Annotated in this window: 27 protein-coding genes and 1 pseudogene; 14 read left to right on the top strand and 14 right to left on the bottom strand. The window is 65.9% G+C overall.

Going from position 1 to position 26706, the window contains the following annotated elements; all coding sequences use genetic code 11:
* Positions 1-290: 290 nt before the first annotated feature.
* The 4 genes from ACTIFF_RS12185 (at position 291) to ACTIFF_RS12170 (ending at position 4802) form a co-directional block, all read left to right on the top strand.
* Positions 291-1982, top strand: coding sequence for a methyl-accepting chemotaxis protein (locus ACTIFF_RS12185; protein WP_439537069.1), 1692 nt, complete (start codon positions 291-293; stop codon positions 1980-1982).
* Between the two features lie 549 nt (positions 1983-2531).
* Complete coding sequence (locus tag ACTIFF_RS12180) at positions 2532-3173, top strand: SOS response-associated peptidase (protein WP_439537068.1); 642 nt, start codon at positions 2532-2534, stop codon at positions 3171-3173.
* A 227-nt stretch (positions 3174-3400) separates the two neighbouring features.
* A complete protein-coding gene (locus tag ACTIFF_RS12175) occupies positions 3401-4297 on the top strand; it encodes a ferredoxin (protein WP_439537067.1) in 897 nt (298 codons plus the stop codon).
* Positions 4298-4604: 307 nt separating this feature from the next.
* A complete protein-coding gene (locus ACTIFF_RS12170) occupies positions 4605-4802 on the top strand; it encodes a hypothetical protein (RefSeq protein WP_069037823.1) in 198 nt (65 codons plus the stop codon).
* Positions 4803-4996: 194 nt separating this feature from the next.
* On the opposite strand, the gene ACTIFF_RS12165 is transcribed toward ACTIFF_RS12170, so the two are convergent.
* Positions 4997-5656 (bottom strand): hypothetical protein, encoded by a 660-nt coding sequence (locus ACTIFF_RS12165; RefSeq protein ID WP_439537066.1) that lies wholly within the window; start codon positions 5654-5656, stop codon positions 4997-4999.
* Positions 5657-5823: 167 nt separating this feature from the next.
* Here ACTIFF_RS12165 and ACTIFF_RS12160 point away from each other — a divergent pair, with 167 nt between their 5' ends.
* Complete coding sequence (locus ACTIFF_RS12160) at positions 5824-6060, top strand: hypothetical protein (protein ID WP_439537065.1); 237 nt, start codon at positions 5824-5826, stop codon at positions 6058-6060.
* Here the strand turns inward: ACTIFF_RS12160 and ACTIFF_RS12155 are convergent.
* From ACTIFF_RS12155 to ACTIFF_RS12140, 4 genes and pseudogenes are all read right to left on the bottom strand, one after another.
* Positions 5987-6151, bottom strand: a pseudogene (locus ACTIFF_RS12155) (ankyrin repeat domain-containing protein); the annotation flags it as partial. The gene ACTIFF_RS12160 and the pseudogene ACTIFF_RS12155 overlap by 74 nt on opposite strands.
* Positions 6152-6226: 75 nt before the next feature.
* Entirely contained in the window at positions 6227-6649 is a 423-nt protein-coding gene (locus ACTIFF_RS12150; RefSeq protein WP_439537064.1) for a VOC family protein, read from the bottom strand.
* A gap of 430 nt (positions 6650-7079) precedes the next feature.
* Positions 7080-7766 carry a BON domain-containing protein gene (locus ACTIFF_RS12145; RefSeq protein ID WP_439537063.1) on the bottom strand — a complete coding sequence of 229 codons (687 nt, stop codon included), beginning with the start codon at positions 7764-7766 and terminating at the stop codon, positions 7080-7082.
* Positions 7767-7866: 100 nt separating this feature from the next.
* Positions 7867-8382, bottom strand: a complete 516-nt coding sequence (locus ACTIFF_RS12140; protein WP_439537062.1) for a BON domain-containing protein — start codon at positions 8380-8382, stop codon at positions 7867-7869.
* 218 nt (positions 8383-8600) lie between these two features.
* Between ACTIFF_RS12140 and ACTIFF_RS12135 the strand changes: the two genes are divergently transcribed.
* Entirely contained in the window at positions 8601-10376 is a 1776-nt protein-coding gene (locus tag ACTIFF_RS12135) for a M61 family metallopeptidase (RefSeq protein ID WP_439537061.1), read from the top strand.
* A 179-nt stretch (positions 10377-10555) separates the two neighbouring features.
* Here ACTIFF_RS12135 and ACTIFF_RS12130 read toward each other — a convergent pair whose 3' ends face one another.
* Complete coding sequence (locus tag ACTIFF_RS12130) at positions 10556-10999, bottom strand: REP-associated tyrosine transposase (protein ID WP_439537060.1); 444 nt, start codon at positions 10997-10999, stop codon at positions 10556-10558.
* 432 nt (positions 11000-11431) lie between these two features.
* Entirely contained in the window at positions 11432-12004 is a 573-nt protein-coding gene (locus ACTIFF_RS12125; protein ID WP_439537059.1) for a hypothetical protein, read from the bottom strand.
* 156 nt (positions 12005-12160) lie between these two features.
* Here ACTIFF_RS12125 and ACTIFF_RS12120 point away from each other — a divergent pair, with 156 nt between their 5' ends.
* Positions 12161-13840 (top strand): alkaline phosphatase D family protein, encoded by a 1680-nt coding sequence (locus ACTIFF_RS12120; protein ID WP_439537058.1) that lies wholly within the window; start codon positions 12161-12163, stop codon positions 13838-13840.
* A 139-nt stretch (positions 13841-13979) separates the two neighbouring features.
* On the opposite strand, the gene ACTIFF_RS12115 is transcribed toward ACTIFF_RS12120, so the two are convergent.
* Positions 13980-14861, bottom strand: a complete 882-nt coding sequence (locus tag ACTIFF_RS12115; RefSeq protein ID WP_439537057.1) for a pirin family protein — start codon at positions 14859-14861, stop codon at positions 13980-13982.
* Between the two features lie 157 nt (positions 14862-15018).
* Between ACTIFF_RS12115 and ACTIFF_RS12110 the strand changes: the two genes are divergently transcribed.
* Positions 15019-15810, top strand: coding sequence for a DUF3014 domain-containing protein (locus ACTIFF_RS12110; protein ID WP_439537056.1), 792 nt, complete (start codon positions 15019-15021; stop codon positions 15808-15810).
* A 370-nt stretch (positions 15811-16180) separates the two neighbouring features.
* Positions 16181-16900, top strand: a complete 720-nt coding sequence (locus ACTIFF_RS12105) for a haloacid dehalogenase type II (protein WP_439537055.1) — start codon at positions 16181-16183, stop codon at positions 16898-16900.
* Here ACTIFF_RS12105 and ACTIFF_RS12100 read toward each other — a convergent pair.
* Positions 16887-17927: a restriction endonuclease gene (locus ACTIFF_RS12100; protein ID WP_439537054.1), complete on the bottom strand. Its 1041-nt coding sequence runs from the start codon at positions 17925-17927 to the stop codon at positions 16887-16889. The genes ACTIFF_RS12105 and ACTIFF_RS12100 overlap by 14 nt on opposite strands.
* A 261-nt stretch (positions 17928-18188) precedes the next feature.
* Between ACTIFF_RS12100 and ACTIFF_RS12095 the strand changes: the two genes are divergently transcribed.
* The 3 genes from ACTIFF_RS12095 to ACTIFF_RS12085 are packed head-to-tail and all read left to right on the top strand — an operon-like array spanning position 18189 to position 21713.
* Positions 18189-19202, top strand: a complete 1014-nt coding sequence (locus tag ACTIFF_RS12095) for a hypothetical protein (RefSeq protein WP_439537053.1) — start codon at positions 18189-18191, stop codon at positions 19200-19202.
* Between the two features lie 41 nt (positions 19203-19243).
* Entirely contained in the window at positions 19244-20341 is a 1098-nt protein-coding gene (locus ACTIFF_RS12090; protein WP_439537052.1) for an AAA family ATPase, read from the top strand.
* Complete coding sequence (locus tag ACTIFF_RS12085) at positions 20334-21713, top strand: vWA domain-containing protein (RefSeq protein WP_439537051.1); 1380 nt, start codon at positions 20334-20336, stop codon at positions 21711-21713. Before ACTIFF_RS12090 ends, ACTIFF_RS12085 begins: the two co-directional genes overlap by 8 nt.
* A 35-nt stretch (positions 21714-21748) precedes the next feature.
* Here the strand turns inward: ACTIFF_RS12085 and ACTIFF_RS12080 are convergent, their stop codons facing one another.
* Positions 21749-22660, bottom strand: coding sequence for a LysR family transcriptional regulator (locus ACTIFF_RS12080; RefSeq protein ID WP_439537050.1), 912 nt, complete (start codon positions 22658-22660; stop codon positions 21749-21751).
* Between the two features lie 210 nt (positions 22661-22870).
* Here ACTIFF_RS12080 and ACTIFF_RS12075 point away from each other — a divergent pair, with 210 nt between their 5' ends.
* Positions 22871-23479, top strand: coding sequence for a hypothetical protein (locus ACTIFF_RS12075; protein ID WP_439537049.1), 609 nt, complete (start codon positions 22871-22873; stop codon positions 23477-23479).
* A gap of 37 nt (positions 23480-23516) precedes the next feature.
* On the opposite strand, the gene ACTIFF_RS12070 is transcribed toward ACTIFF_RS12075, so the two are convergent.
* Together ACTIFF_RS12070 and ACTIFF_RS12065 are read right to left on the bottom strand one after the other, a co-directional pair.
* A complete protein-coding gene (locus tag ACTIFF_RS12070; RefSeq protein WP_439537048.1) occupies positions 23517-23816 on the bottom strand; it encodes a hypothetical protein in 300 nt (99 codons plus the stop codon).
* 130 nt (positions 23817-23946) lie between these two features.
* Positions 23947-24321, bottom strand: coding sequence for a DUF4149 domain-containing protein (locus tag ACTIFF_RS12065; RefSeq protein WP_439537047.1), 375 nt, complete (start codon positions 24319-24321; stop codon positions 23947-23949).
* Positions 24322-24544: 223 nt separating this feature from the next.
* On the opposite strand from ACTIFF_RS12065, the gene ACTIFF_RS12060 reads away from it, so the two are divergent.
* On the top strand, positions 24545-25183 hold the full coding sequence (locus ACTIFF_RS12060; protein WP_439537046.1) for a hypothetical protein: 639 nt from the start codon (positions 24545-24547) through the stop codon (positions 25181-25183).
* A gap of 66 nt (positions 25184-25249) precedes the next feature.
* Here the strand turns inward: ACTIFF_RS12060 and ACTIFF_RS12055 are convergent, their stop codons facing one another.
* Together ACTIFF_RS12055 and ACTIFF_RS12050 are read right to left on the bottom strand one after the other, a co-directional pair.
* Positions 25250-25822: a c-type cytochrome gene (locus ACTIFF_RS12055; RefSeq protein WP_439537045.1), complete on the bottom strand. Its 573-nt coding sequence runs from the start codon at positions 25820-25822 to the stop codon at positions 25250-25252.
* 149 nt (positions 25823-25971) lie between these two features.
* Positions 25972-26574 (bottom strand): DUF502 domain-containing protein, encoded by a 603-nt coding sequence (locus ACTIFF_RS12050; RefSeq protein WP_439537044.1) that lies wholly within the window; start codon positions 26572-26574, stop codon positions 25972-25974.
* Positions 26575-26706: the final 132 nt, after the last annotated feature.

The following is a 26706-nucleotide window of genomic DNA, read 5'->3' as shown; positions in this document are numbered from 1 at the left end:
TGCACGGGTGGTCGAAACTCTGCATGAGGCCTTTCGGCCCCATGTGCAGGATGCCTTCGTGCATTTCACGGCGGCTTGCTGGCAGATCGATGCAAGACATGCGGATCGCCGATGAAGCGCAAAACATCGTCGCATCGGGCCGCAACCGTATCGATCAGTTCCCGCGGTGTCCTTAGCGGTCTGACGCCAGCATCCCGGCGCACGCATCGCAACTGGAGGCCTGCCCCTCGTCCAGCAACGCCAGTTCGCAACGGAGTTCAAGTTCTTGAACTGACCGCCGATATCGAAAATTGACCATTCGATTTCCATTCAACAATAACTGTTCACTGCTTCCAAGGCCTCCCATGAAACTGAATTCCACCATGACAGTACGCGGGCAACTGACGTTGCTTGCTGTGGTCAGCTGCGGTCTTTTTGTCGTCGCGCTGGCCGGCGCGCTGTGGCAGATGCAGGCGGGAGGCGAACGCTTGACCGGCTTCATCGACAATGAACTCGCTGCCGAGCGCGACGTGACACGGGCATACGCTCAAGGCCTGCAAATGGGCCAGGCGCTGCGCAACATTCTGCTCGACCCGGAAAACAAGAAGGCATACGACAACCTGGCGCAGGCGAAGAAGCTGTTCGACGAAACCCTGCCGCGCATCGCCGCACAGGCCGAGACGCTGGACGGCGGCGCTGCGGCGGCCGAGCGGATCGCCGCAGCGGTGCAGCGCTGGGCTCCGCAGCAGGCAAAGGTGGTTGATCTCGTACGGACCGGCGACACGGTCGCTGCGCAGGCCTTGCTGGTGAGCAACGAAACACCTGCATGGCGCGAGACGCGCGGAGAACTGTTGAAGCAGATCGAACATCTCGAAAAAGTCGCCGCAACCATGCGCGCCGAATCGGAAGCTGCGCTTGACCGCAGCCGCCTCATCGTTGCCTTGCTCGGTGCGGTGGCGCTGCTGATGTGCGTGCTTGCGTCGGTACTCGTGGTACGCGGTGTGCTGCGTCAGCTCGGCGGCGAACCCGCCTATGCAGCAGCCGTGGCGCGCCGGATCGCAGATGGCGATCTGCAGCAGACCATTGTCGTCGGGCCAAATGACAAAGGCAGTCTGCTCGCTGCCATGGAAAGCATGCAGGCCGGCCTGCAGGACAGCATCCGTTCGATACGCGCCGATGCCGACCGGCTCGTCGGGGCAGCGGATGTCCTGCGTAACAACGAGCGCAGGGTAGCTGAGGCATCAATGTCGCAGAGCGACGCCGCACAGACCATTGCCGCCTCGGTCGAGGAAATGAGTACCAGTATCTCCATGGTTGCCGATCATGCAAGCGATGCTGATCGGTTGAGCAGTTGCGCCGCCGAAGAGGTGCGCTCGAGCGTCACTGTCATCCATCAGGCGGTCGGCGTCATCGGTCGTGTTTCCGAACGCATGGCTTCTTCAGCGGCGGTCGTGAGTGAGCTGGGTACCAGCGCGGAGAGCATTTCCAGCATCGCAAAGGTGATCCAGGAAATCGCCGAACAGACCAATCTGCTTGCGCTCAACGCGGCAATCGAGGCCGCCCGTGCGGGCGAACAGGGGCGGGGTTTTGCGGTGGTGGCGGATGAAGTACGCAAGCTGGCCGAGCGCACAAGCCAATCGACCCACCAGATCAATGACATGATTCAGCGCGTGCAGGCCAACGCACGGCTGGCGATCGGCGCAATCGAAGATGGCCGCGATCTCGCGATCCATGGCACGCAAAGCGCAGAATTGGCACGGGATGCCGTTTCGGAACTGGAGAACGGTGCGCGGCTCGTGAAGGAGGCGGTCGGCTCGATCAGCCTCGCACTTGGCGAGCAGCGACAGGCAAGCACCGATATTGCCCAGGGTATAGAGAAGATTGCGCAAATGAGCGACGAAACGCGAGAAGCGACCAGCGATTCTCTGCAGCGCGCCGAAGAATTGAGCCGGCTGGCCGGAGCACTCGAAGGGGCCGTCAGCCGGTTCCGCATCAATTCGTGACGGGCGGGCGGTGCTGCACCGCTAAGGTCACCCGGGCGCCTCAGGCGCAGCCGGTCCGGTGGCCGGAAGGCAAGCACTTTTCCGTGCTCAATCCGGCCGCGCTGCCCTGCCCGCGCCATCACCGGCAAACCAGCGACCGGCAGGACGACGACTGCATCGTGGACGAATGGACGCCTGTCCTGGTTCGGCATCGATGCTCAGGGTTTCGGGCGGCGCGCTGAGGGCTGAGGTCAGTCTTTCGTCCGCGGCGACGCGATGTGTCGCTTGATCCAGATTGGCTCGGATTGGAAACGCATACCCTGCACGCACACAAAGGTCGCCGGCCTGTCAGATGCGTGGGTCACGCGCGCTGCTTGATTGTCGGCGGCGATATCGGGTCACCCGAGCCTGAAGGGCAGACTGTATGTGACGCGTTGCCTGTAAAGATGCGCGACGATGATCATGGACGGGGAAGGCGGAACGATGCAGGGCATTCGCGAGCGGTGTGAAATCAGGTTCAGGCCCGAAGAGCCCGAGCCGGCCGTGCCGAAGGCGTAGCGGGCGCAAGCCATGTGTGCAAACTTCACCCCCGCCCGACAAGCCGCCTGGGACCGTGCCATCAAGGCCGTCTACCCGCCGGGCGAATTCAAGCCCGAAGCCTTTCCGGGTCATGTTGCGCCGATCCGCACCAACGAGCCGCGCGACGACGGTGTGCTCGCCACCTTCGGCCTGCTGCCGCACTGGGCCAGGCCCGAGCTGGTACGCAGCACCTACAACGCGCGCAGCGAAACGGCGGCGACGAAGCCGAGTTTTCGCAACGCCTGGAAGCAGGGGCAGTTCTGCATCATCCTGGCCGACGGCATCTTCGAGCCCTGTTACGACAGTGGTCGCGCGGTACGCTGGCGCATCACTCACCGCGACGGCGCGCCGCTCGGCATCGCCGGGCTGTGGGAATCGCGACCGATCGGCGACGGCGTGCAGTACTCGTTTTCGATGCTGACGATCAGCGCCGCCGGTCACCCCATCATGCAGCACATGCACAAGCCCGAAGACGAGAAACGCATGGTCGTCATCCTCGATCCCGACGACTACGCCGACTGGCTCGCCACGCCGCCCGAGCGCGCGCTCGGCTGGATGCGCCAGTACCCGGCTCAGTGGCTGTCCGCCGAGCCGGCGCCGCGCGGCGGGGCGGCACAGCTGGCGCTGATCTGAAAGGTCGGGGCGAGCCCGCTACGACGCCTGACGTGCCCCGGCATTGAACACGGCGCAGCGGCGAGCCCGCCCGCCGCAGCAAGACCGGCGAAGTCCGCGATTGCGGCCGCGCTCTCCATTCCTGTTCGAACTGAATGCCGTCCGCTTGATCCTCGCCAACGTCGCGGCCCGGCGGCGGCACGCTTCCTGCGGTTCGAGGGTTCCACCCCTCAAACAGGAGTACTCACGTGGCAAACGTTACATTTACCTCGCCGGCCATGCCGTGCGACATCACCGTCTATGCCGTCGCAGGCGACCGCGGCACGCTGCTCGCCTTCGCCAAATCGCACAAGATCCCGATCCCGTTCGACCGTCAGGACGGCGACTGCGCGTCCTGCATCGTCGAGGTCAGTCACATCGACAAGCGCGTGCGCTATGGCGTTGCGCTGACCGAGAAGGAAAAGGAAGTGCTGCGCCAGATGGGCAAGATCAGCAAGGAAGAAATCATGGACGCCGAAGTCAACGACATGCCGCCGCAGCATCGGCTGGCCTGCCAGTGCTTCGTCCGCAACGAAGACATCATTGTGTCGTTTGAAGGAGATACGACGATCCCCGGCAAGGGCCTGGCGCTCTCGATTGCCGCCGCGATCTACAAGGGCGGCGTGCAGATCCGCTCGCTGGACGAGTTCCTGAGCTATTCGGTGAAGGTCGAAAACGATGCGGTGGTGCATTACGACCCGCTCGCCGAATCGATGGCCGCCTGCGGCAACGCCGATGTCGCCTCGCTGTTCACCCAGCTGGCCAGGTACTCGCGCATGCATCTCGAAGAAGCCAAGGCCAAGTGCGCCCGCTACGACGTCGCCGTGCAACTGCCCGCCAGTTCGTCCTGGCCGGACAACTCGTCGCCGGAAATGACTGCGCTGTGGGCCGGCGCCCCGGCACTGACGCGGCTGGACGGACTGAAGGCCGCACTGCAGGGCGAACGTCGCGGCTTCGAGTTCTACGACGCCGTCGCGAACACCACCGAAGACCCGGACATCCGCAAGGTCGCCAAGGAGTTCGTGCGCGAAGAAACCGAGCACGTCGAAACGCTCAAGCTGTGGATCGAAAAGGAAGAAGACGCGATGCGTGCCAAGGTCAGATAAGCGGCGTCGTCATGCCGCGCACTCTTGGCGGGGCACCCCGGCAACGGCCGGGGTGCCCCGTTTTGCATCGAGTGGGGTATCGCCCGCCCACCCATCGCCCTTGTGCGCCAGCCGACAGACAGTCGGCCCGCCTGCGCCCAGCATCCACACAGCGCCTCATCGACGCGATGAACCGCCCGCCAGGCAGTGAGCTCACGGTGCAGTGGGCGCAGGTCGGGCGGTGTTCGTTGTGCGACAGCCGGCGGTGCCGCACGGATGGCACGCGTGGCCGGTGAGGAAGCCCATCAACCAGCGAAGGAAACAGGCGATGACAGACCCACGCGATATTGCGCACGACAAGAAGGTGCGCCAGGAAAAGAAGAAACACGGCGAAGACATCGCCCCCGACGCCGACAAGACGCCGCAGCCGGGGAAAAAGACGCACAAGGTGCATCACAACTCGGACACGCCGAAGGCGCCGGATGAAGCGGCTCCGGTGCCGACGGGGGAAAAGTCGCTCGAATAGCAATAGCCTGGAGGAAGGAGATGGGAATAGATACGGCGTGCTCGGAGTGTAGAAACCGTGGTCTATTCCCTACCTTTGCTCTTTCCGGTCGAAAGGAAGTGCTTGAAAAAAAATCGGCACGTGCCCAATTTTTTCGGTAATGGATTTAGAGCTCAAAGAACAAACAACAAGACCATGATTTATAACCATCCTCTCTAAATTGGCGTCTTGTCTGGATGTCCCAGGCATCCGTAATACGTCTCCAGCCGAAACTTGGATTCCTGTAGTTTGCTGACCTCTTTTGCACGCAACAGCAATCCGTCGGTAATCAATTTTGCTCTCCCACTAGCCCCCATCTTTGTATAAACGGATTCCATTGGCTCGCCAGAGTCCCGATAACTGAAAGCGATCAGCAAAAACTGGCTCTGCTGGTAACAAAGGGTTGCGATGTGCGCTGCCTCGGGTTCGAACTGATCGCCCAGACATCTGCCATACAACTCACGTCCATACTCGATTCGATTACCTGCTTGTGGATTATCCTCGGCGACAATCGGCAGCAGATCGTAAATCAACCGAAGCCAACCCGTGTCGCTGATCGCTGTGTAGTGCTTTATGATTTGCTCGTCGCTTTTGCCTTCGGCACGCAACTCCACGATCTTTGTCGCCGAATCGCCTGCCAGGTGGCAATTGAGGAAGGCACGTCTCTGATCGACATTGATGGAGCCAATCCCCGCGGTTCCATAATCAGTTGTCTTGACAGGATTTTTTGTGGTGCATGCAATGAGCCCTGCTGAGCACGCGGCGAGAATTGCCGCTGTACGAAGTCTTTTCCAATGCATCCAGTTTCCTTCATGGGTTTGAGGTGGGAGTTCCATTCAGGCGATCTCGGCTTTGCTTTTGTCGCACTGATCAAAGGATCCTGCGCGGTGCTTTATCGCGCAGCGTTCAGCGACCGAAGGGAGCGAGCCTGAGCGCCGGATAGGGCTCCTTTAGGCTATGCATTTTCTTTCTCCCATTTTTCACGAATCGTAGCGATGTCTCGTTGGCCTCGCTCCAGCGCAAACTCGCGCGCCCCCGTATTTTCCATGGTCTTGCCGGTGTATTTGATTTTGTGATCGATGCCGGAGTGAAGAAGGCACTCAACTATCTCAAGATGCCCGCCATAGACGGCTGCAAACAGTGGTTTTCTTTCTGGTTCGCTAACGTCAAGCAAGCTCGGCGCCCCGGCTCAAAAGATATTCAACAATTTGGAGATGGCCTCTGGACGAAGCGTCGTTAATGGACGCTCCGCCAAAAGTACCGCTTCTATGGTCAATGCTTGCGCCAAGATTCACTAATGCCTGAACAATCTCGAGGTGATCGACGGACGATGCAACGTGGAGTCAAGAACTGAATGCCTTGTCATATGTTGGGCGTCGCTGTCTCGCAGGAATGCATTGCGGACCCTAGCCCAGCGAGGAAATGGTTGGATTGAAGACGACTTCCCAAATATGACCGTCCGGGTCTTTGAAGTAGCCGGCATAGCCACCGTAGAACGTGGCTTGGGCTGGTTTGACGATCGCGGCTCCAGCTTTGGTGGCTTGGTCCATGACTTCATCTACTTCGACTTGCGAACCTACGTTGTGGCCAATGGTGAAATCTGTAGAGGAGGGCGGGTTCCTTGTGAGGCCAGTATCTGCGGCAATGCTGCTGCGAGGCCAAAGAGCCAACTTCAGGCCGGCTTGTAGATTGAAGAAGGCAACTGCTCCTTTTTCAAACTCTGCGCCTATGATTCCCTCTGTATTGAAGCCTAGACCTCCTTGGTAGAACGCTACTGAACGTTCGAGGTCATCAACTCCGAGCGTGAGGAGTGTGATGTGTGGTTTCAAGCTATTCCCCAAAGACGCGCAATGCGATGCCTAACTTTGATCTCTGCAACAGTTTTGACGGATGTACAGTCGATCCATCCCCATTTCACTGTCACGCATCTATTCGTTTCCCTTTCGCCATCAACTGCGTGTGCTGCGCTGCGCTGCATAACTTCCGAATGAAATCCGGCGTCAGAAAGCTCCCCCTGTTCCTTGGCCCGCAGCACCCCCTTCGAACTTTACCTGTTCATGCCCCTGTCCTCTACTTTGGTGACGTGAAGTCTTTGTTGCAAGCGGGCGTACGGATGGCGCAGCACTCGGAAAATTCATATGCATATACCTCGTGTCCCTGCGCCGCGGCCACCTGAACGCGAAAAAGCCCGCTCTGGGCGGGCCTTCATTCAACGCTTGGTCATCGAGTCATCGCGCCGTTCAGCGCATCCGCCCTGGGTCAGGCCGGTTTCACGATGACCTGATTCAGGATTCCGATCACCCCGTCTATCGTCACGGCCAGTTCGGCGGCGCGGGCGCGCAGGGCTTCGGAGGGGGCGGTGCCGCTGAGGATGACCTTGCCGTCCAGGGTGGCGACGTCGATGTCGAGTGCAGCCAGTTCGGCGTCCTTCTCGATCAATGCTTCGATGCGGGCGGTGATGATGGCGTCGTCGACGGGCGGGGTGGTGTCGGCGGGTTGTCCTGCGGCGGTGGGCGGCAGGTCGTTGGCGGCCATCGGGACCGATTGCGGGTCGGGCGACGAGCCGGGCGGCAATTCAGGCGACGAGTCTGGCTGCGACTGAGGCGACGAGTCGCCCTCTGCCGCTTCGCGCGCGGCGTCGGCGCGGGCAAGTTGCGCATCGCGCCGGATGGCGGCGCGGCGTTCGGCCGCGGCGTCGATGTCGGCTTCGTATGCAACGCGTCCGGCTTGTGCCTTGATGTCTTCAGCGACCTGTTCGGTCTGATTCAGCACGATCGCCAGTTCCTTGTCGACCGTGGGTTCGCTGAGGGTGACTGCCTCTTCCTTCGGTCCGCAGGCGCTGAGCATCAGACCCAACAGCACGGCGCCGGCTCCGCGCGCGATCGGCAAACGCGATGTGCGGATTCGAGTGGCGGCCGCCTGGCCGCGGGACTGAAAGTTCGGCATGTCATCTCTCCTCGAGAAAGAAAGTGGGTCAGGACGTCGTTTCGGCCGCGACCGGGGCGGTGCCGCCGGGTCTGCGCACGACTGGCGATCTGTCGCGGTGTCAGCCGGCGGTCACGACCAGCTGGTTGTCGATGCCCTGTACGCCCTTGACCGAAATGGCCAGTTCGGCGGCGCGGGCGCGGGCGGCTTCGGTCGGTGCGGGGCCGCTCAGCGTGACCTTGCCGTCGCGGGTGTCGACGTCGATCTTGATGGCGCTCAGGTCCGGGTCGCCGGCGAGGCGGGCCGACACGGCGGCCGTGATGGCGGCGTCGTCGATGAAGTCGCCCATCTGGGCAGTGGTTTCACCGGCTGATACGCGTGCGTCGCGCGTCGCTTCTGCGGCATTGGCCTGCGCCCGGTCGGCGGTGGCTTCGGCGCGTTCGCCCAGTTCGTCGGCCTTCTTTTCGGTGGCGGCAATGGCGGTGTCGAGCTTCTGGCCGATGGTCGCGTCCTGTTCGGGCTGACCGCAGGCGGCGAGCGTCAGCGCGAGGGCGGCGGCGGTGGCGAGGCGGAAGGCCGGCGTCATCAGGGTGCGGCGTTGCGGGTGTTCGGGCAGTTGATCGATAGCGTTGTTCATGAACAGTCTCCTTGCAGTGAATCGGGGTGGCGTGTGCTTCAACCGTGGTGTCACTGTAAGCGGGGTGCGCGGCGTTGAATGTCGGTGCAGCCGACACCCCGTGTAGGACGATGCGGACCTGGTCCGCACCGGGGTTGAATCGGATTCGCTGCGCTGCGGTGACGCGACAGGCCGGCGCTGTGGTCAAATCGCAGCTGTTTCCACGTCAGCCATCCGACATGAGCGCCGTCCGCTACCGCATTACGCCCAGCCATCCCGAAGCCCACCTGTTCGAGGTCGAGATCGATATCGCCAGGCCGGCGCCCGACGGCCAACGGCTGTCGTTGCCGGCCTGGATTCCCGGCAGTTACATGATTCGCGAATTCGCGCGCCACATCGTGCGCATCGAGGCGCGCGACGGCATTCGCGCGGTGCCGCTGACCAAGATCGACAAGCACACCTGGCAAGCCGCGCCGTGCGAAGGCGTGCTGCGCGTGCGCTACGAGGTGTATGCGTGGGATCTTTCGGTGCGCGCTGCGCATCTCGACACCACGCATGGCTTCTTCAACGGCTCCAGCGTGTTCCTGATGGTGCAGGGCGCCGAGCAGCAGCCATGCGAGGTGGACATCCGTCCGCCGGCCGGGCGCACCTACAAGGAATGGCGGGTGGCGACGACGCTGCCCGAGGCGGGTGGGCGCGCCGGTGCCAGGCGGCATGGCTTTGGGCTGTACCGCGCGGCGAGTTACGACGAGCTGATCGATCATCCGGTCGAAATGGGCAGCTTCGCGCTGCACACCTTCAAGGCTTGCGGCGTGCCGCACGAGGTGGCGATCACCGGCCACCACGACATCGACGCCGCGCGCCTGTGCGAAGACCTGCGCCGCATCTGCGAGTGGCAGATCCGGCTGTTCGGCGAGCCGGCGCCGTTCGAGCGCTATGTGTTTCTGGTCATGGCGGTCGGCGACGGCTACGGCGGGCTGGAGCACCGGTCGAGCACCGCGCTGCTGTGTTCGCGCAACGACCTGCCGGCGCCCGGCGCCAGCGCGATGTCGGACGCGTATCGCGGCTTTCTCGGCCTGTGCAGCCACGAGTATTTCCACGCATGGAACATCAAGCGCATCAAGCCGGCCGCGTTCGAGCCCTATGACCTCTCGCGCGAAAACTACACGCGCCTGCTGTGGGCCTTCGAAGGCTTCACTTCGTACTACGACGATCTGGCGCTGGTGCGCTCGGGCGTCATCACACAGGACGACTACTTCAAGCTGCTGGCCAAGACGGTCACCCAGGTGATGCGCGGCGGCGGCCGGCTCAAGCAGAGCCTCGCCGATTCGTCGTTCGACGCCTGGGTGAAGTACTACCGGCAGGACGAGAACGCGCCGAATGCCATCGTCAGCTACTACACCAAGGGCGCGCTGGTCGCGCTGGCGCTCGATCTCACGCTGCGCAGCAAGACGCGCGGCGCCGTATCGCTCGACGACGTGATGCGCCGCCTGTGGCTCGAACACGGCCAGGCCGGTATCGGCGTGCCGGAAGACGGCGTGCGCCGCGCCGCCGAAGCGGTCAGCGGGCTGAAGCTGAAGAAGTTCTTCGCCGAGGCGACCGAAGGCACCGAAGACCTGCCGTTGGACGACCTGCTGCGCGCGGTCGGCGTCGAGCTCGGCTATGAGGCCGCTGGCAGCACGCCGGTGCTGGGCGCGAAGACCGCCAACGAAGGCGACACCGTGAAGCTTACCCAGGTGCTCGACCATGGCGCCGCCCAGCGCGCCGGTTTGTCAGCCGGCGACGTGCTCGTCGCGCTCGACAACCTGCGCATCACCGCCAGTTCGCTCGACGCCCTGCTCAAGCGCCGCCAGCCGGGCGACGAGGTCAAGATCAACGCTTTCCGCCGCGACGAACTGATGAAATTCCGCGTCCGCCTGGACGCCGCCCCTGCCGATCAGGCGAAGATCGCCATCGCCCCCCGCGTCAGCGCCCCGGCCAAGGCCTTGTTGAAACAGTGGCTCGGCCGGGGTTGATGGCGGGATAGCGGCGGTGTCCTCGACACGCTGCGATCTGCGCGGTGATCACGCGATGGCGCGTGTTTGTGGGCTGGATCGCCTGCGGGGCAGGCCCCTACGAAAAGCGGCAAGGCATCGGCCAACGTCGACGTTTTTCGTAGGAGCGGACCCTGTCCGCGATGGCTGATCGGCGCCCACTAAAGCCAGACAGCGTCCCAGTGCGGATAGTCGCCCACTCGCTCGACCAGACCGCGTCGCACCGGGTTGGCGATGATGTAACGCGCGGCGACGACGCAGTCTTCGTCGGACCGCAGGGCGTGGTCGTGGAAGCTGCGCTGCCAGACAGGTTGACCGACCCGGTGGGCGCTGACGGATTTGAACGCATGCACCACGCGGTGCAAGGGTCGGTGTGGTCCGAGCATCATCAACCAATGCAGGTGCTCCGGCATCAGCACATAGGCCAGCGTCTCCGCATCGCCGAGGTCCGACGCGGCGCGCAGCGTCAGCACCGTTGTGCGCGCATTCCGGAGATCAGCGAAGAAGGCAATGCGGTCGCGGGTCACGATCGTCACGTGATAGACCTGCCCCGCGATGGAGTGGCGACCGATCCGAAGGCGGCTTTGATGCGGTGAGTTCAGCATCCATAAAGCATATTTTACCTGCGCGAGATCGGCGATGTTTTTCGCAGGAGCGGACCCTGTCCGCGATTCGCGTGTCGATCACGCGACGTCGTATTTCGAAGACCGGGATCGCCTGCAGGGCAAGCTCCTACGAAAACCGGGACGGGGTTGCCCTTCGTAGGAGCGGACCTTTCCGCGATCGGTGCGTCGATCACGCGACGTCGCTGTTTCGGAGACGGGATTCGCCTGCGGGGGCGGCGCGGGGGTTTCGGCGAGCATCGCTCGCCGCCCGCAGAGCCGGCCGGCCATGCAAGGCCGGCCGTGGATGGCTCCTACGAAAGCGCGACGGGGTTGCCTTTCGTAGGAGCGGACCCCGTCCGCGATCGACGCGTTGACGACACGGATTGGCGAGTTTGCGGGTCAGGCGGCCTTTCCCGCATCGTTTCGCGCTGTTCAGCGGCCCAGCTTGCGCGCGGCGCTGACGCCGATCAGACCGATGCCGGCGAGCATCAGCATCCATTCGCGCGGCTCCGGCACGGCGGGGGTGGTGGCGAGGTCGAGGGTGAAGCGGTCGCCTGCGGACAGGCCGGAGAAGCCGATGCGCCAGTCGACCAGGCCGTCTTCGAGGAAGGGGTTGCCGAAGTAGAACTCGGCCACCGGTGCGCCGGCGAAGTAGTCGCTGGACAGCAGATCACCGTTCACCGTGGTGGCGAGCAACGAACCGGTCACCACCGAGATCGGTGCGCCACCGGTCGTCAGCGTGAAGGATCCGATGCCGAAGCCGCTGACGTCGCGCAGGATGGCGTTCACATCGACGCCGCCGGCCGTGATGTCGTCGGCGTCGAGCACGAAGCTGAAGCTCAGCGGATCGCTGTTCAGCAGCGAAATGTCGAGTGCGATCAGCGACGGCGTGCTGAACGACGCGTCAAGCAGATTGCCGTTCAGTGTGGCGCTTTCGAGCGTGACGGCGTGGGCGGGCAGGGCGATCGAGAAGGCAGCGCAGAGCGCCAGCAGGACTTTGTTCATCGGGCGTGTTCCGGAAGGTGACGAGATTGCCGCCGACGATAGAGCGCGCGTGTGACAGCGGCGTGTCGCCTGGCTGAAGCTGTCGTCAACAATCCGTCATCGGTGTGTCACCGGCGCTCACCACACTCGCGGCCATTCATCGCCCGGAGTGCTCCCATGCCCAGCAATATGTTTTCCCGCCGCGACTTCATGCGCGGCGTCGGTGCCGGCGCGCTCGCCGGTTCGGCCGTCGTCCGCTCGGCCAGTGCGCTGGCCGCACCCGGCAGCCTGTTCCAGCACGGTGTGGCGAGCGGTGATCCGCTGACCGACCGCGTCATCATCTGGACCCGCGTCACGCCGACCCGTCCGGGCACGGTCGCCGTGCTGTGGGAAGTGGCGCTCGACGCCGCCTTCGCGCGCATCATCCGCCGCGGCCGCGTGCTGACCGGCGCCGACATCGACTACACGGTGAAGGCCGACGTGCTGGGCCTGCCGGCGAATGCCCGCCTGCACTACCGCTTCCGCGCCGACGGCCAGCTGTCGCCGGCCGGGCGCACGCGCACGCTGCCGGCCGGCGCCATCGACCAGATCAAGCTGGCCGTGCTGTCCTGTTCCAACTTCCCGGCCGGCTACTTCAACGTATATGCCGAAGTGGCGAAGCTGAACGATCTGCACGCGGCCGTGCATCTGGGCGACTACATCTACGAATACGCGCGCAGCGGTTACGCCTCGCAGGACGCCGCCGCGCTGGGCCGCGTGTCCGAGCCGGCCGACGAAATCATCACGCTGGACGACTACCGCATCCGTCACGCGCAGTACCGCACAGACGTCGATCTGCAGGCGCTGCACGCCGCGCTGCCGGTCATCGCGGTGTGGGACGACCACGAAATCACCAACGACACCTGGCGCGAAGGCGCGGAAAACCACACCGAAGGCGTCGAGGGTGCGTTCGCCGATCGTCGCGCCGCGGCCATCCGCGCGTATCACGAGTGGATGCCGACCCGCCTGCCGGATCCGGCGCGCCCGGACCGCATCTACCGCAGCTTCCGCTTCGGCAACCTGCTGTCGCTGCACATGCTGGACACCCGCGTCATCGGTCGCGACCAGCAGATGGATTACGCGAATTACTTCGGCACCAGCGGCTTCGACACCGCGCGCTTCACCGCCGATCTGACCGACCCGAACCGCACGCTGCTCGGCGCCGAACAGGGCGACTGGCTGGGCCTGCAACTGGCGCAGTCGGACACCACGTGGGACATGCTCGGCCAGCAGGTGCTGATGGGCCGCATGAACATTCCGGCGCCGCTGGTGCTGGGCCAGATCAGCTTCACGGACTACAGCGCGCTCGTGTTCAAGGCGCAGACCGCGCCCGCCACGCTGACGCCGCAGGAGCAATTCGTGCTCGCGCAGCCGGCGATTCCGTACAACCTCGACGCCTGGGACGGTTACGCCATCGCCCGCGAAACCCTGCTCGGCACTGCCCGCGCGCTGGACAAGAATCTGGTCGTCCTGGCCGGCGACACGCACAACGCCTGGGCCAGCGATCTGACCGATTTCGCCGGCAATCGCGTCGGCGTCGAATTCGCCACGTCGTCGGTCACCTCGCCCGGCTTCGAAGAATACTTCCCGGCCGAAAATCCGCTCGCCGTGGCCGCCGGGCTGACCCAGATCATCGGCCCGCTGCAGTACGCCGACACGGCGCGCCGCGGCTTCATGCTGGTCACCGTCACCGCGCAGTCCTGCCGCGCCGAATGGCGCTATGTCAGCACGGTGAAGAGCCGCACCTACACTGTGGCAAACGGCCCCGCGCTGCGCATGTTGCCCGGCGCAGCCAACCGGAAGCTGGTGCCGGGCTGAACCGGTTCCATCTGCTGTGGGGGCGGCACCTGTGGGGAGTCGCCCCTCCCACAGCCAGAGCCAGCATCCCACAGCCAGAGCCAGCATCCCACAGCCAAAGCCAGCACCCCTCAGCTCAAGCTGGCTCCCCACTCCAACTTCACCCCGGCAGCGGAATCCATTCCTGATTGTCGTGCGGCGGCAAGGCGATACGCCCGGCCTGCCAGTCGGCCTTGGCCTGTTCGATGCGCGCCTTGCGCGACGACACGAAGTTCCACCAGATGTGCCGCGGGCCGACCGGTTCACCGCCGAGCAGCGTGACGGTCGAAGGCTCGATCGCCTGCAGCGTGCAGTCGGCGTCGTGCGCGAAAACGGCCATCTGGCCGGCGGTGAAGGTGTGGCCGGCGATGTCGATGCTGCCCGACACGACATAGAGGGCCCGCTCGGCGTGCGCGTCAGGCAGCGCCAGACGCGCGCCCGGCTGCAGCGCGGCATGCGCGTAGAACAGCGGTGAATGCGTCCTGACCGGGCTGCGCAAGCCGTACGCCTCGCCCGCGATGAGGCGCATCCAGACGCCGTTCTCGTCAGCCACCGGCAGCGCGTCGGCCGGATAGGTGTCGAACGCCGGGTCGCACTCTTCGTCGGCCTCCGGCAGCGCCACCCACGACTGCAGCAGTTCCAGGCCGCCGCCGGCGAACGACGCCGGGTGCTCGAAGCGCTCCGAATGCGAAATGCCGCGCCCGGCCGTCATCCAGTTCACCTCGCCCGGGCGGATCACCTGCGTGACGCCCAGACTGTCGCGATGCGTCATCTGGCCGCCGAGCAGATAGCTCACCGTCGACAGGCCGATGTGCGGATGCGGCCGCACGTCGGCGGCGCGCACGGCGTCGGCGGCGATGGTCAGCGGCCCTGCGTGGTCGAGGAAGATGAAGGGCCCGACCATGCGCCGCTTCGAAAACGGCAGCACGCGGCGCACCACGAGGCCATTGCCCAGGTCGGCGTGGCGCGCGGCGATGACAAGTTCGATCGGGCTGTCGTTCATGGCGGTGTTCCGTAAGCGGTGTCCAAAGGTGGATGGTAGGTCCAATGGAAGGCCCTTGAGCTGGCAACGCGTTACATCCCGACATGCTTCAGTGGGAAATCAAGTGAAGCATCCCGGGTCAATCGTCGACATTCAAACAAAAACGGGAGGACTTCCGATGAACACATGGACAAAGGGCGCGCTGGTTGTCGTGGTACTGGCCGGCGCGGCTGCGCTGTATACATATATGCAGAAGGAATCGCCGCCTGCCGATGCACCGTCGGTGGCGGTCGCGCCGCCGGCGGAACCTGCGCCGGCCGAAACGCCGGTCGAGGTTCCGAACTATCCGATCGCACCGCCGCCCGACGTTGCTCCGGCGTCACCCGATGCCGCCCCGGTCGACAGCGACGTCGTGATGCGCGACGGACTGGCCGGCCTGTTCGGCGCCTCGTTCGACAAGTATTTCAGTTCGACCGACATCGTGCGCCGCATCGTCGTCACCATCGACAACCTGCCGCGCGAACGGGTGACGCGGCGGCTGATGCCGGTCAAGCCGGTGCCGGGCGCGCCTGTGACCGCCGGCAGCGGCGACACGCTGACGCTCGACGCCACCAACGGCGCACGCTATGACGTGTATGTGCAGCTGGCCGACATGGTGCCCACTACGCACCTGGTCGATCTGTACGTGCGCCACTACCCGATGTTCCAGCAGCAGTACGTCGAGTTGGGCTACCCGAATGGCTATTTCAACAATCGCCTGGTCGAAGTGATCGACCACCTGCTCGCCACGCCGGTCGTGCCCACACCGATCCGGTTGAAGCAGCCCAAGGTGCTCTACACCTTTGCCGACCCGGAACTGGAAAAGCTGTCGGAGGGGCAGAAAATCATGCTGCGCATGGGGGAAGCCAACGCGGAACGCGTCCGTGCCAAGCTCACCGACATCCGCGCCGCCGTGACGCGCCAGCCCTGAGCGGTTCGTAGGGGAGCGCGGCCCCTGTGCGCGGTCCCGGTGGGAGCAGCGCCCGTGTGGGACAGGCGCCCCGTGGAAGAAGCGCCCTGTGGGAGCGGCGGCCCCGCCGCGATCAGTGCCGCGACCGTCGTTGTGCAGAGTGCGTATCGCGGCGAGGGCGGAGCGGGGGTTTCGGCGAGCACTGCTCGCCGCCCGCAGAGCCGGCTGGCCATGCAGGGCCAGCAGTGGATCGCCGCTCCCACAGCCAATGCCAGCACCCCTCAGCCAGAACGGGCACCCCTCAGACCCACCCGCACCAGCTTATTGCAGTGAAGGCGCCGCCGTCGGCACTTCGTTAAGCTGCACCTTTTGAATCTGGCTGGAGACGGCGATGCATGACGTGAAGGCGCTGGTGTTCGATGTGTTCGGCACGCTGGTCGACTGGCGCACGGCGATCGCGCGCGAGGCGGAGATGCTGCTCGGGCAGGCCGGCATCGACGTGGACGGGCCGGCGCTGGCGGATGCCTGGCGCGCGGAATACCAGCCGGCGATGGAAGAGGTCAGGGCGGGCCGGTTGCCCTTCATGAAGCTCGACGCGCTGCACCGGCGCAATCTCGATATCGTGCTGACCGCGTTCGGCGCCGGGCGCGCCGACGAGGCCACGCGACATGCACTCACGCTCGCCTGGCACCGGCTCGACGCCTGGCCCGATGTGGCCGCCGGGCTCGCCGCACTGCGCCCGCATTACCGGCTCGCGCCGTGTTCCAACGGCCACATCGCGCTGATGGTCGATCTCGCGCGACGCAACGACTTTCCGTGGGACGCCATCACCGGTGCCGAACTGGCGCGCGACTACAAGCCCAAGGCCATCGTCTACCGCTCGGCCGCCGACGCCTTCGACCTCGCTCCCGGACAGACGATGATGGTTGCCGCCCATTCGTCCGACCTGGCCGGCGCCGCGGCCGCCGGGTTGCGCACCGCCTTCATCGCCCGCCCGGACGAGCACGGCCCGGGACGTGGCGAATCGAAACCCGGGGTGCCGGTGGATATCGCGGTCGACAGCGTCATCGAACTCGCACACGCGCTGCAAGACGCCGTCAGGTCGCGCTGACCGCGGCCGCTGCATCATCCCGACGCATGCCGAGGCGCTGACGGCAGCGCGGATAGGCAGTGCAGCCCCAGAAATCAGGACGCCCCTCGCGCCCCGCGACTGCCTTCATCTTCTGTCCGCATTTGGGGCAGGTCGGCGTGCCGTAGTCGCCGGCGGTGGCAAAGCGCAGCAGCGCTTCGGCAGAGGCGGCGGGCAGACGATTGATCATCATCAGGAACATGTCGCCATCGATCAGCGTGATGCGGTTGCTGCGCGCGAACGCCTTTGCGTCGTCGGAAAACCGGCTGCTCGTCATGAAGAAGGCCTTGGCGACCTTTTCATGCGTCATGACACCGAGCAATTCGCGCACCGGCTTCACGCCGACGAAACGTTCGCCCCACGCCTTGCACTGCACGATCGAGGTGGCGCGGTCCGAGGCGTCCTGGAACAGGCGGACGTCGATGCCGCCGTCCGGGCCGAGCGGCGTGGTGACGCTCCGGATGCCCTTGATTTCATAAAACTTCTGGCACAGGTCTTCGAAGCGCTTCCATTCGATGGCGCGCATCAGTTCGATCGACCACGCCTCGGCAGAGGGAGAAATGGAAGGTAAGGGCGAGGATGCGGGTGCGGGCGACGCCGCTGCACCTGGCGCAGCCGCGCGGGCGCCCGGCGCACCGACCCCCTCCGTCCCCGACACGGATCCGGAGCGGTTCGAGGCCACGCCATCGGGCGCCCGCCTCGGCCGCGACGCCCGGGTCCCCCGGTCTGCCGGTTCGGGCGCCGGCGCCGCGCCGGCGCGCATCACGACCGTCTTCACGAATACGAGCGCGCCCAGCAGGAAGCAGATGCCGGCAAGCAGCCAGGCCATGTTCGACAGCGCCGTCGCAACGGTCGTGAGGATGGGGTTGTCCTTCCACATCGAAGGCAGGATCTGCTTGAAGCCGACGAGGATGGCGACGCCGAAGATCACGCTGACATACCACGGTGAATCGAGCAACAGCGCGACCAGCCCTGTGTCCTTGTTCCTGCGGCGGCGTTGGCTGGCCATTTATGTCCTTTCGTGTTCGGTGAGAAAACCGGGTGGAATACTACATCGTCAAGCTGATGCCGCCGGGGGATGACTGCCCGCATGCGGTCATGCCGTGGCCAGTGTCGCGCGACAGCCGACCGGACCACAGTGGGGCGCACCGGCCCGCGGCGCTGCAGCATGCGGGGCTTTTTCGCTGCGCTACACTGCGCCGGGCAGTCAATTCGAGCGGAGCGCGGCACGCATGAGGCGATTCGGAGGTTTGCACCTGAAGGCGGCGCGATGACGACGGCACCGCTGTCCCACCACGACATCCTCGCGCTGGTCGAACCCTTCGTCCGGCGCGGGCGGCCGGTCGATCTGCCGGCGAGCGACCGGCTCAGGCGGCAGTTGGTGTTCCGGCCGGTCACGCATGGCGCCGAGGCGCCGGGCGGTGCGTCGCTGGTCGAGGTGCTGCAGCTCGACCAGCCGGCGGCCGATCGCTACCGGCTGACCCGTACGCTCACGCATGCGTCGGGCGTGGCGGCCCGGCTGGTCGCGGAGGGTGCGCCGCCGGGCGAGCTGCTGGCGCGCGTCGAGGCGATCGACGTGCAGCGGCAGTTCCGCACGATCGGATGTTTCGTCATCGGGTTGTCGTACCGGCTGGGCGGCGGTGACGGGCTGTGGCGCGACGACACGGCCGTCGACGCGCCGGTGCTGACCGACGCCGATGCGCGCGGTGCAGGCATCTTGCTGACGATGGAGGTGTCGTCGGTCAAGGGCGTGCCGGCCGAACTGAAACTGGTCGAGGGTGGCGAGGGCACGGTCGAGCTGCCGGATGATCTGCTGGCAGTGCTCGGCCGCGACTGGGACTGCTTTCGCCGCAGCCTGACCGACGAGGGCGGCTGGCGCGGCACGGTGCGCCTGCGCGGACGGGGGGTGGCGCGCAGCGCCGATGCCGAACGCAAGCTTGACCAGACCGTCGCCCATCTCGACCGCACGCTGTCGCGACCGCCCGATGCCTTCCATGCCGACTGGCGCGCGGCGCGCTGGGGCGTGTTCCTGCGCCGCACGATTCCGGTGGCGACCTGCATCGGCCTGATCCTCGCGGCTGCAGCGGTACCGTATTTCGGCATTTCGGAAGATTCGGTCATCCACATGCTGCTGTTCAATTCGCCGCCGCTGCTGCTGGTGCTGTTTTTCAGCATGCGCGAAATGCCGCGCATCGAACTGCCGCCGCTGCCGCGCCGTCTGAGTGCTGCGGCCTGGCGTGCGCCATTGCCTGATACGGGCGCACCGACGCTGCAAACGGGCTGATCCGTCAGCAGCCCGGCCATTCAATTCACACGCGAGGTTCGATGTCTGCCAATCCGATGAACATTCCGCCGGTGTCGGTGGCCGCCGCCAGGGCGGCGCTGATCGAACAGTTCGCCGACCCGGTGCTGCGCCGGCGCGCGACCATGCTGTGGGGCTCGCGCGGCGTCGGCAAGTCGTCGGTGGTGCGTCAGGTGGCGGCGCACTACGGCGTGCCGCTGGTTGATCTGCGTCTGACCACGATCGAACCGGTGGATATCCGCGGCGCCATCTATGCCGACGAGGTGCAGGGCAAGACGGTGTGGTTTCCGCCCGAGTTCCTGCCCGCCGCCGACGCGCCCGACGGCATCCTGTTTCTCGACGAGCTGACCGCGGCCGACCAGCGGCTGCAGATTTCCGCCTATTCGCTCATTCTCGACCGGCGCGTCGGCAACTACCGGCTGCCCGATGGCTGGCAGGTGATCGCCGCCGGCAATGCGAGCTTTCACGGCGCCGTGTGCCATGACATGGGCACCGCACTGGCCGACCGCATGTTTCACTTCAACGTGCAGACGGTGATCGACGCCTTCCTGTCGCACGCGCTGGCCATGGGTTTCGCGCCGGAGGTGATGGCCTATCTGAAGGTGCGGCCGGACAAGCTCGACGACACGCAGGCCCAGCTTGCGAACGACTACCTGATCGGCGCCAGCCCGCGCGGCTGGGAAGACATTTCGAATGTGCTGAAGTCGGGCGTGTCCGAAGCGGCGCAGCGGCTGTTCGTGCAGGGCCGCATCGGCGCGGCCAACGCGGCCGAATTCTTCGGCGTGCTGCGCGAACTGCGGGCCGGTGCCGACGTGATGCGCCTGCTCGACACGCCGCGCGGCCCGGCCACCGCCGCCTTGCTGCCGCAGACGCTCGACGGCCTGTACGGCCTGATCTACGGTTTGCTCGCCGCCTGTACCGATGCGCCGCGCATGACGCGCGGGCTCGACATCATCGACCAGCTGCCGGACATCCGGGGCACGGTGCCGCTGCCGATCCGCGAGGCGCAGACGCTGGCGATGGAACTGCTGATGCAGAAGGCGCTGGAAGGCGATCTGGCGGCAGCCATTCTCGACAGCCCGGCCTACCTGCGCTACGTCGACCAGCGCCGCGATGCCTGACGGCACCCCGTCGGCGAGCCACTCGCTGTACATCCATCGCGGCACGCGCGCGGTGCAGCGCATGGTCGAATTCGCCCCGGCCACCGGCGGGCTGGCGCTGTGGGTGCGCCATCGCGATCTGCCGGCCGACGCCGACATCACGCCGGCGCCGCTCACCACCGACGGCCACACCATCTGCTACAGCGCCGCCTTCGAGCGACTGCCGATCGAGGAACAGGCCGCTCGCGTGGCGCACGAGGTGCTGCACATCGCGCTGCGCCACCCGCAGCGCTTCGTCGAACTGCAGCAGGTGCTGGGCGACGCCGACCTGCAGCTGTTCAATCTGTGTGCCGACGCGCTGATCAACAGCGCGCTGTCCCACCTCGAATGGCTGCGTCAGCCGGCCACTGCCGTGCAGCTCGACCGCCTGCTGACGACCGTGCTGGGCATCGACCAGCCGGTCGAGAAATCGCTGCTGGAATGGGATGTCGAACGCCTGTACCGCGCCATCGACGATCGCCGGCCGCCGCCATCGGGCGGGCGCAGCCGTACGCCGCGCCAGCACGGTGGCCAGGACGCCGATACGGCGGGCGGTGCGACCACCCCCACGCCGCAGGCCGACGGCACGCAGGCCGTTGCGCGACCCGATGGCCCGAAGTCGGGCCGGGTCAGGGTGCTCGGCTGCGAATCGGAACGCGACCTGGTGCCCGGCCCCGACACGCGCGGCCCGCCGGAGGCGGAAGCGGAGCAGGCGCGCGAGTGGAGCGAGCGGCTGATCCGCGGCCACGCCAACGATGGCGCGCATTCGATGCTGCGCACGTTGATCGCCGATCTGCCGCGCAGCCGCACGCCGTGGGAACAGGTGCTGCGCACCCAGCTCGCGCGCAGCCTGTCGCCGAAGCGCGACCTGTCGTGGTCGCGGCCGTCGCGTTCCTATATCGCCAATCAGGGCCGCGCCGGCCCGCGCCACCGCATGCCGTGGGAACCGGGCTTCAGCGCGGCGAAGACCGTGCCGCGGCTGGCGCTGATCGTCGATGTGTCCGGCTCGATCGACGACGCGCTGATGGCCCGCTTCACGCGCGAGATCGAAGCCATCAGCCGCCGGCTCGAAGCCGGGCTGATACTCATCATCGGTGACGACCGGGTGCAGCGCGTCGAACAGTTCGCCGCCGGGCGCGCCGATCTGGGGGGGCTCACCTTCACAGGGGGGGGCGGCACCGACTTCACGCCGCTGCTCGAAGAAGCCGATCGTCATCGGCCGGACATCGCCGTCGTGCTGACCGACCTCGACGGCCCGGCGCGCTTCCGGCCGCGCTGGCCCGTGCTGTGGGCGGTACCGGAAGCCGCGCGGCGCGCGCACGTGCCCTTCGGCCGCCTGCTGCAACTCGACTGATCGCCGATTGGTGGGTATGGGGCGGCCTTGGGCGTTCAGCCCGTCGCGTCGGACTTTTTCAGGCAGGGGATGCGCGACCAGTCGAACCCGGGCAGGAAGGCGAGCAACTGCCCGACGGCGCCGGAGTGCGGGCGGTCGCTCAACACCATGGCGCGCACTTCGCGCACGAACCGCGCGTCCGGCACGTGCGTGAATGACAGGCCGCCCGAGACCGCGGTCGATTCGGCCATGAAGGCGATGCCGACACCGGCCCGGACCATGGTCTGCACCCAGTCTTCGCGCGGTGTCTGCTGCACGACCTTCACGTCGACGCCACGTTCGGCCATCACGCGCTCGATGTAGAGGCTGTACTCGCACAGGCTGCGCTGGCAGTAGGCCTCGTCCTGCAGATCGGTGAGCGACAGGGCAGCCCGCTGGCCGAAGCGGTGCGCCGGCCCGTGCGCCACCACGAAATCCTCCGTGTACAGCACCGGTCCGCTGAAGCGCCGGGCGATGGCAAACGGTGACGCGAGCAGCGCGACATCGATGTCGCCCTTGTCGAGCGCGTCGATCAGCGCCTCCATCGAACCTTCGCGGAACTCGATGTCGGCCTTGGGGAAGGCCTGCTGGAACGCGAGGAAGGCCGGGAAGATGGCGTTCAGATCTATCGTGCAGATGATGCCGACGCGCACCACTTCCGAGCGATCCTGCTGCAGGCGGCGTGCCAGCTCGCGCGTCTGGCTGGTCGCGGCATAGATCTGCTGCAGGCTGGGCAGCATCGAGCGCCCGAAATCCGTCAGGCTGACCGCCACCTTGCTGCGGTCGAACAACAGTCCGCCCAATGCGTCTTCCAGCTTCTGTATGGCCTTGGTGAGTGCCGGTTGCGACACGAAGCAGCGTTCTGCCGCGCGCGTGAAGTTCAAGGTTTCGGCCACGGCGAGGCAGTAGCGGATCTGATAAAGCTCCACGTTTCACTCCTGAAGAGGGCCTTCGGGCGATAAGCATGGTTTATCGCCCGATGAAAACTTGTCATTTCCGGGGGCGGCACGGGCTGACGACAATGACCGGTGTGTCGTTGCGGAATGCCCCTCGCACAGTATGCCCATCCACCTTGACAGTTTGACGGCCTGCGCAGCGGCGCGGCACGCCGATCGCCACCCCGGCGCGGGCGGCACACGATGACGCGCACCGCCGACAACGGACTGGAAGGGCTGCGGCGGGCCGTGGCGGCGCGGTCGCTGGGCATCGAAGCGGACGCCGGGCTGACCGATGCGCTGCTCGCGCGCTACTGGCGGGCACTCGAGCATCGGATCACCGACGCATTGCGCCGGCGTTTTCCGTGCAGTGCCGACATGCTCGGCCGCCGATGTTTCCGAGCGCTGGTGCGGCGCCTGGTCGTCGAACGTCGTGGTGTCATCACGCTGCGGCAGGCCGAACAGATCGTGTCCGGCGGCGGGTTCGCGCAGCAGCAGTCGCTGCAGTCGCTGCCCTGGCTGGGCGAACTGGTTCGGCTGGAAGCCGCGCTCGCCGACATGACGGCCGCACCCATAACGCGGCGCAGCCTGCCCGTGAAGCTGCTGCATTTCCGTTCGGACTGGGATGTGGTCCGGATCTACGACTGGTGGCGCAGAGGCTGCCGCGGTGCCGTGCCCGCGGCCGGTGCGCGTGTTGCGGCGATCATCGTGAGTCGCCCGGGGCGCATGCGCATCGTCCGGCTGCCCTGCGTCCAGCCCTTGCGCGTCTCGGCGACGCACGCCGGTCTCGTGACCACCCCGCCCGGCGGTTAGCCGGGCGGGGTGATCGCGGGAAAGTCTGGCCAACCGATCAGCCGTTGCCGCCGCCGTAATGCTTTTCGCCCATCCATTCCTTCGCGTCGAGCATGCCGTCGCCGTTCTTGTCCATCTTGCCGAAGCTCATTTCCATCGTTTTCATGAATTCGGCCTTGCTGACCATCTTGTCGCCATCGCTGTCCATCTTCTTCATGACCTCCATCGTGCGCATCTTTCCGGAGAAATCCATGAAGTAGACGGATGTCTCGTCCGGGCCGGCCTGAACGGTGCCGGCGGCGATCGACAACAGCAGGGTGAGCGACGCGCTGCGCAGCGTCTCTTTGAGCGTATTCATCGGGTGACTCCTTGGTTGACGGGCGGTGACGACCCGAACCGGGAGACTGCGCGGGTCATCGGAACGAGTATCCGAAGTGCCGCGAAGGCTGTGAAATACCAAGTTTCGATGACCCGATAACCACCACCTATCAGGCGGCCCAGAGCGCCCACACCAGCGCGATCAGGATGATGACGTTCAGCCCGACGCTGACGCCGTGCAGCAGGCCGAAGCGGCGACGGTCGCCGCGGTCGGTGGCGGCATTCACGGCCGGCGTGACGCCCCACAGCGAAATGGCGAACAGCGCGGTGCTGACGGCCGCCGCCATGCGCACCGCCGGCGGCGCGTCGATCACGGTGGCGATCAGGCAGGCGGCGCCGAGCACGGCGTAGTACTTCGGGAAGAAATTGCGCACATACACACTGGCCCACTGCTGCGGCAACACCTTGAAGATGCCTGGTGCGACCGCCACCGTGAAGAACAGCATCACGCCCACCACACCCGCCACGATCAGTTCGCTCAGCATTGCGCCGCCTCCGGTTTGCATGTCAGGGCTAAAGACCCTGCATGCCTGCGGCACAGACAGGCCGATGCGCCGCAGGTTCTGCCGATCCGGCACTTGCGCACAAAGTGCGGGCAGTGAATGCTGCGATCAGGCGCGGAGCAGGGAACGCCCTGGATCGCGCGAACCATGAGGGCTGAACATGTCATCCGGAACGCCCGTACGGGCCGCTGAACGCGCGGCTGGCATGACCAGCGCCGTGCGGCTGATCGCCGCGCTGCTGCTGACGACGGTGACCGGCGCCTTCGTGCTGGCCACCAACCGCAACCTGCAGATGTCGTGCACACCGCACGGCATGCTCAGCCTGCAGTTCGCGGGCTCGGCCGACTGTGCCCGGCTGATCGTCCGGAGCTGGGGCGCCCAGTGTGCAGACACCGCGGCGCAGCGCGTGCAGCAAGGGTGTACTGCGACCGCCGGTTCGCCGGACGCGGCGCAGCAGCGCGTCGAAGCGCGCCCGCCCGAGGCGCGCCTGAAAACCGCGCGGCAGACGCTGTGGGCCGATTTCGCCTTCATGGCGGCGTACTCGATCTTCCTGTGGATGCTTTGCACACGCGCCGCAGCGTCGCTCGGCGGCATGCCGCGCCGCGTCGGTCAGGCGGCCACGTTCGCGGCCCCGCTGGCCGGGCTCGCCGATGTCAGCGAAAACATGGCGCATCTGATGTTTCTGGCAGCGGGTGCCGACGGCCCCGGCGAGGCGTTGTTTGCCTTGGGGCATTACAGCGTGCTGCTGAAGTGGGGGCTGATCAGCCTGATCGCGGCGTTTCTGGCTGCAGCGGCGCTGCACCGGCTGGTCAGGTGGGCGCAGCCGGCCGAAGCGCGGCGTTGATCCGCTGTTTCGCCATCCGGGCGAGGCAGTCGGCCTGGCCCCTCCCACAGAGGGGTCAGGCGGCGGTCAGGCGCCGTCCGGTCGCACGTTCGCTACGCTGCCGTCCGAACGACCTTTCAGATACGCATACAGGTCATCGATCTTGTCGGCCAGGAAGGGGTGACCGGGCATGCCGAGCGCGATGCGCCCTTCGAGCACGGCCTTCTTGAAGTCGTCTTTCGACAGTGTCTTCAGCGACGCGATCAATGAAGGTCCGACCATGCCTTCCTGCGCCGGGCCGTGGCAGCGTTCGCACGCCGCCGCCCGCCAGGCCTTCCAGCCCTTCACGACATCACCGCCGGTGGCCATGGCGGCGACCTCGGTTGCTGCGGCCGGCGCGGCTGCGGCAGGAGCAGGCGCGGCCGCAGCGGGTGCCGGTTCAGCGACGGGGGCGGTCGCGGCGGCCATCGGTTCCGCCACGTTCCCGGCGGCGGGCTCAGGCGTCGCCGTAACTTCGGCGACCGGCGCCGGGCTGACTTCGGTCGTCGGAGCGGTCGCCGCAGCCGGCGGCGCTGCGACAGGTTCGGGTTCGGCCGGTTGACCGCACGCGCCCAGCAACAGCGCGAGCAGACTCGCAGTGACAAGTTGAGCAGTATTCATGGCAGTTCTCCCCGTGAGTCGTTGTGCGTAAAGGGTACTGCGATCCGTGCCGGTGCGCCGCCCCGTGTCGGCGACGTCTGACGGCGCGCGCCGCGCCGGGCGCATGCGCAGTCCGGCAGAACAGACGATGCCGGTGCGCGCCATTCCGGTCATCGTCCGTCCGGTTTTGCCCGGTTCGACGACATGTAGGCGATCAGTGCCATGCGCATCGCCTCTTCGACCGACATGTCCACCTGCGTCACCCAGGCGCGCGGCACGAACACGGTGTAGCCGCCGATCATGTAGCCCATGGGCAGATAAACCGCGACCTGATCTTCCAGTTCGCCCAGGCCGGCAGGCAGACCGGCCATCGACTGCCGGGTCACCAGACCGGCGATGCCCAGTTCGTTGCCGGGCATCCGCAGCAGCACCACCTGTTGCGCCGATTCCGGATGCGGAGCGAAGTAGTCGGCGAAGTTCTTCAGCGAGGAATAGATGCTCTTCACCACCGGCAGATTGGTGAACGGCAATTCCACCCAGGACAGCAGGCGCCCGGTGAAACGCTGAGACACCAGCGCGCCGAGGGCCAGAATCATGAGCGCGCCGATGGCGATGCCCAGTCCCGGCAGGTAGAAGTCGCCGATGATCGGCCGGATGATCGACATCGCGAGCCGCTCGGTCCAGGTGACGAACAGCACCAGCACGTAAACGGTGAGCGCCACCGGCAGGAAGGTGATCAGGCCGCGGAAGAAATATTGGTAGAGGCGATTCATGGCGGGCAGTCAGGACGGGGTGCGGCGCAGCATACCGCGCGCCGGGAAACCGGGGGCGAGGCCCCGCGCCAGGTGTCGGGGCATACGCCCTCGCGGGGTGACGCGCCCGTTGCAGGTGTACGACGGTCGCGA

The sequence above is a fragment of the Methyloversatilis sp. genome (assembly GCF_051861465.1).
GTDB lineage: Bacteria > Pseudomonadota > Gammaproteobacteria > Burkholderiales > Rhodocyclaceae > Methyloversatilis.
This window is presented reverse-complemented; position numbering and strand designations above follow the sequence as displayed.